The organism is Mesorhizobium sp. M1E.F.Ca.ET.041.01.1.1 (genome assembly GCF_003997355.1).
In the GTDB taxonomy this organism is placed as follows: domain Bacteria; phylum Pseudomonadota; class Alphaproteobacteria; order Rhizobiales; family Rhizobiaceae; genus Mesorhizobium.
The window spans coordinates 1-3452 of record NZ_RZSL01000612.1 but is presented as its reverse complement, the minus strand read 5'-3'; the positions used below and the strand labels follow the sequence as shown (position 1 = coordinate 3452).

General features: G+C 65.3%; 5 protein-coding genes. 4 read left to right on the top strand and 1 reads right to left on the bottom strand.

Going from position 1 to position 3452, the window contains the following annotated elements:
• Positions 1–131: 131 nt before the first annotated feature.
• Positions 132–1004 carry a methyltransferase domain-containing protein gene (locus EOA38_RS31255; protein ID WP_127221116.1) on the bottom strand — a complete coding sequence of 291 codons (873 nt, stop codon included), beginning with the start codon at positions 1002–1004 and terminating at the stop codon, positions 132–134.
• Between the two features lie 64 nt (positions 1005–1068).
• Here EOA38_RS31255 and EOA38_RS31250 point away from each other — a divergent pair, with 64 nt between their 5' ends.
• The 4 genes from EOA38_RS31250 to EOA38_RS31235 all read left to right on the top strand — a co-directional run.
• The gene (locus tag EOA38_RS31250; protein WP_126095735.1) at positions 1069–1869 is read left to right on the top strand and encodes a ComF family protein; all 801 of its coding nucleotides are present in this window, start codon (positions 1069–1071) and stop codon (positions 1867–1869) included.
• Between the two features lie 75 nt (positions 1870–1944).
• The gene (gene grxC / locus EOA38_RS31245) at positions 1945–2214 is read left to right on the top strand and encodes a glutaredoxin 3 (protein WP_126091754.1); all 270 of its coding nucleotides are present in this window, start codon (positions 1945–1947) and stop codon (positions 2212–2214) included.
• A 2-nt stretch (positions 2215–2216) separates the two neighbouring features.
• Entirely contained in the window at positions 2217–3083 is an 867-nt protein-coding gene (locus tag EOA38_RS31240) for a carbon-nitrogen hydrolase family protein (RefSeq protein WP_126091755.1), read from the top strand.
• Positions 3080–3452: DUF1178 family protein (locus EOA38_RS31235; RefSeq protein WP_127301034.1), on the top strand; the 373-nt coding region annotated here is incomplete at its 3' end. The genes EOA38_RS31240 and EOA38_RS31235, both read left to right, overlap by 4 nt.

The window sequence follows — 3452 nt, the reverse complement described above, 5'->3', positions numbered from 1 at the left end:
GCACTGACCGCATTAGCGGTCCGGCGTTGGCGGGATCGCTGAACCGCTCTAACTATTTGTTTTTACGAAATTTCCGACGGAAACCGGTACACGCTTTTCCTGGAATTGCTCCGGACCGCGGGGCCGATCGGTCAATGCCCCGTCGGCTTCTCCAGGATCGTCTTCAGCGAGACCTTGGCCGAGCCGGGTTTGAGCGGCTTCTGCTGCGAGGCGTCGGGCGCCCAGCCGGACATCCACACGATCGAAAAGCTCGCCCGGATGCGGCCGTCCGGGTCTGAAAACCGTTCGGCATAAATTTCGGCGGCACGGGCGAACAGCCGCCTGGTGGCGGGTCGCCGGCTGCGATCGAACAGCGGGCTGGTCTCGCCCATGGCGCGCAGATCGGCGGCAAGGCCGAACAGCGAGGAGTAGCGCGCCGTGACCGTCTCGACGTCGGCGACCGGCAGCGCCAGGCCTGCACGCTGCAGCAATGCGCCGGCGTCGCGCACATCGGTGAACGGAAGAACGCGAGGGCTCGCGCCGCCATGAAGCTCGGTCTCGGCGGCAAGCAGGCTTTCGCGCAGCTCCGCAAGCGTGCCTGCACCGGCCAATGCGCCAAGGAACAGCCCGTCGGGCCGCAACGCGCGACGAATCTGCGCGAGCACGCCGGGGATGTCGTTCATCGCCTGCAGCGACAGCAGCGAGACGACGAGATCGAGGCTTTCGGCTTCGAACGGCACGGTTTCCGCCGGGACGACGACACCAGTTTCGCCGGCAAGGAAGGCTTGGTCCGTCTCCACGCGAACGATGTCGGCCACCTTGCCGCTGCCGGCGAGCACTTTGGTCGCGGCCGATGTCTGGCAGAACAGCGCCGCCGCCTTGCCGAACCTTCGCTCAACGGCGCCCAGCCGGTCTGCAAGGTCCTCCGCCGCCCGCCGCATCAGGAAATCGGCGCCTTCGACGGGACGAGCGAGTGCCCGGCGCTTGTGTGCAAGCCAAAGCTCCGTATCGATCAAGGACTGCAATGGGCTATTCCTATTGCCCGCGCATGGCGGACCGATGCTATGGTGGCGTGGGGTTTCACTTCACGTGGCCGATCCGGTGCACAAGATCAAGACCATTGCGATCAAGGATACGGCGCGGCAGGCGCTCGGTTGGCCGGCGCGCATGTTGTTTCCGCCGGTCTGCGCCGGCTGCCGCCGCCACGTTTCGCAGCCCGGCGTGCTGTGCGGCGCCTGCTGGCCGAAACTCCGGTTGCTGGAGAAGCCCTGGTGTCCGGTGATGGGTACGCCCTTTATCCATGACATGGGCGAGGGTTTTCTCTCCGCCGAGGCGATCGCCGATCCGCCGCCTTTCGAGCGGGCGCGGGCGGCGGTCGTCTATTCAGGTGTCGCGCGCCAGATGGTGCAAGGACTGAAATACCAGGATCGCACCGATCTCGCGCCGTGGATGGCGCGCTGGATGATGCGCGCCGGGGCGGAATTGATCACCGAAGCCGACGTCGTGGTGCCGGTGCCGCTGCACTGGCGGCGCTTTTTCCGCAGACAGTTCAACCAGTCGGCGGAGTTGGCGCGGGCGGTATCGAAGCTGAGCGGTCTGCCTTTTTCACCGGCGGCGGTGCGGCGCGTCAAGCTTACCCGCCAGCAGGTCGGGCTGGAGCGGCACGAGCGCGAGGAGAATGTGCGCGCCGCTTTTCGTGTCCCGCCGGAAGCCGAGATCGACATCGCTGGGCGCAGGGTGCTCGTCATCGACGACGTCTTCACCACCGGCGCCACCGTGCGGGCGGTGGCCAAGGCGCTGAAAAAGGGCGGTGCCGGAGCAGTCGACGTGCTGACCTTCGCCCGCGTCCTGCCTGGGGACTTTCGGGCCGATGAGTCCGCGACTATATAGGGTTTAGCTGTAGTTTTGGTGCATGTCGTTTTCACACAACCGCTGGGCGGTATGCACAGGCAGGATGACTGACCGATGGTCGACGTGACGATCTACACCCGGATGATGTGCGGCTATTGCACCGCCGCCAAGCGGCTGCTCGAGCGCAAGGGTGTGGTCTATACCGAGCACGACGCGTCGTTCTCGCCGGAACTGCGCCAGGAAATGATTTCCCGGGCGCATGGGCGAACCACCTTTCCGCAGATATTCATCGGCGATACGCATGTCGGCGGCTGCGACGACCTCCATGAACTGGAGTCGCAGGGCCGGCTGGACATGCTGCTTGCCAACGGAGCGAGGGCTTGATCATGGGTGTTTTCAAGGCGGCAGCGGTGCAGATGCGTTCGGGGACCAGCCCGGAACGCAATGCTGCCGACATGGAAAGGCTGGTGCGCGAGGCGGCACACCAGGGCGCGACCTATGTCCAGACGCCGGAGATGACCGGCGCGCTCGTGCGCGACAAGGAAGCGGGTGCCGCCGCCTTCACCACCGAGGACAAGGACATTGTCGTTTCGACAGCCGGCAAGCTGGCGAAGGAGCTTGGCATCTACCTCCATATCGGCTCGACAGCCATCCGCCGCGCCGACGGCAAGCTTGCCAATCGCGCGTTCCTGTTCGCCCCCGACGGCGCCGCGGTCGCCAATTATGACAAGATCCACATGTTCGATGTCGACCTCGACAATGGCGAAAGCTGGCGCGAATCCGCCTCCTATGAGCCTGGAACGGAAGCGGTGGTGACCGATATCGAAGGGGTCAGGCTGGGCTTCGCCGTCTGCTATGATCTGCGTTTCCCGCAGCTTTTCCGCGCCGAGGCGCTGGCAAGAGCGGAGGTGCTTTCGGTGCCTGCCGCCTTCACCCGCCAGACCGGCGAGGCGCACTGGCATGTGCTCCTGAGAGCGCGAGCGATCGAGAATGGCGCCTATGTCGTCGCCGCCGCGCAAGGCGGCCTGCACGAGGACGGCCGCGAGACCTATGGCCATTCGCTGATCGTCGATCCATGGGGCCGCGTCATCGCCGAGGCCGCGCATGACGAGCCAGGCGTGATCGTCGCCGAGATTGATCCGGCGCAGTCGCTCGCCGCGCGCCGCAAGATACCCAACCTCCGGAATGCGCGCGATTTCACCGTCAATGCCGGCGAGGGCGAGGCGCCGCGCCTCAGGGGTGCAGCCTCTTGATCCGCTTTTCGCTTATCTGTGAGCACGAGCACGAGTTCGAAGCCTGGTTCCGCAGCAACGACGACTTCGACACGCAGAAGAAGCGCGGCTTGGTCGATTGCCCGGCCTGCGGTTCGCACAAGGTTCAGAAGGCGCTGATGGCGCCGGCCGTTTCCACCTCGCGCAGCCAAGAAAAGGTGGCTTTAGCCATGGGCGAGGCGCAGAAGCAGGCGCTGGCGCAACTCAAGGCGCTGGCCGACAAAGTGCGCGAGAATGCCGACTATGTCGGCGACAAGTTTGCCGAGGAAGCGCGCAAGATCCATTTCGGCGAAACCGATCCGCGCGGCATCTATGGCGAGGCGACGACGGAGGAGGCGCAAAGCCTCGCCG